The sequence below is a fragment of the Castellaniella denitrificans genome, from assembly GCF_027214045.1.
GTDB classification, from domain to species: domain Bacteria; phylum Pseudomonadota; class Gammaproteobacteria; order Burkholderiales; family Burkholderiaceae_B; genus Castellaniella; species Castellaniella denitrificans_A.
In genome coordinates, this window is the sequence record NZ_JAPWHE010000024.1 from 1 (window position 1) to 1,328 (window position 1,328).

Annotated in this window: 1 protein-coding gene and 1 pseudogene; both read right to left on the reverse strand. The window is 66.0% G+C overall.

From position 1 onward, the window contains the following. Positions 1 to 987: MCP four helix bundle domain-containing protein (locus tag O4H32_RS14880; protein WP_269360400.1), on the reverse strand; the 987-nt coding region annotated here is incomplete at its 3' end. A 156-nt stretch (positions 988 to 1,143) separates the two neighbouring features. Then, positions 1,144 to 1,328: pseudogene (locus O4H32_RS14885) on the reverse strand (hypothetical protein); the annotation flags it as partial.

Here is a 1,328-nt window from a genome sequence, read left to right on the forward strand (position 1 = left end):
GGTCTTGGCGGCCGAGGCGGCCAGGGTGTTGGCCTGCTGCGCGTTGTCGGCGTTCTGGCGCACGGTGGCGGTGATCTCCTCCATGGTGGCGGCGGTCTCGGCCAGGGAACTGGCCTGCTGTTCGGTGCGCGAGGACAGATCCAGGTTGCCGGCACTGATCTGCGCCGAGGCCGAGGCGATCGCGTCCGAGCCGCTGCGGATCTCGCCGACCGCGTTGCGCAGATCGCGCCCCATGTTGCGCAGCGCTTGCTCCAGCGAGGTCACTTCATCCTTGCCCTGGGGCTGGATGTCGCGGCTGAGGTCGCGCCGGGCGACGGAGCCGGCCAGCTCGACGGCGTGACGCAGTGGGCCTGTGATGGAGCGGGTCACCAGCCAGGCGAACAGCGGTCCCAGGATCAGGGCCAGCAGGGTGGCCACCGCCAGGATGCTCAGTCCCAGTCTGGCCGCTTGCGCGCTTTCGGAGAACAGATGGGAGACGAAATCCCCCTGGAACTTGGACAGTTTGTCGATCTCGGCGATGTAGTGGGCCGTGATCTTGGGCATTTCCTGATTGAAAAACGCATCGGCCTTGGCATAGTCGCCATTGTCCAGATCCTTGAAGGCCTGGGTTCGACCTTGGGTGTAGGCCTCGCGAACCTTCATTGCGCTCCCGTACAGCGCCTGGGTCTCGGGGCTGGTGATCATGGCCTCGATCCTGGCCCGGATGTCGGCTTCCCGCTTGTCCGAGGCTTCCATGCCTTTCTTGAAGACCGCCAGTACGTCGGGGTTGGTCAGGTTGGCGGCCGCCAGCGCCTGGTTCGCGTTGACTTCCACCTGACGGGCCCATTGCAGGATCAGGGTGTTGGCAGTCTGGCGCTCTTCGAGATTGTCATTGGCCCGCTGGCTGTCGATCATGCGCCAGGCGCCGATGCCGGACATGATGAGCAGCAGAATGATGAGGAGTCCGAAGCCCAGGGCCAGTCGGGTGCCGATCTTCAAATTACGCATGTTGAACTCGCGTCATGGCTGACATGTCTCCTGGGCCCGGGGCGGCAGCCGTCCGCAGCGGACCACACAAAATTGTTTGTGTCCGATTGTACGTATCGGGCCTGATTTCAAAGCCAATAACAGGCGCCCGGTGCGGCCACAGTTCAGTCGGGAAGCCTAGAATTCGGTCCATTCCTCGGTGTCCGCGGATGCGGGGGCCGGCTTGCCGGGCGCGCGCAGGGCCGGTCTGGCGGCGGCGCGGGCGGCCGGCGCATCGGCCTGGACGCTCTGGCGAGGCCGTTGCGGCGCGGGGCTGACGACCTTCTCCGGGGCCGAGGGCAGGCGCGCCGGCTGAGCGGGGC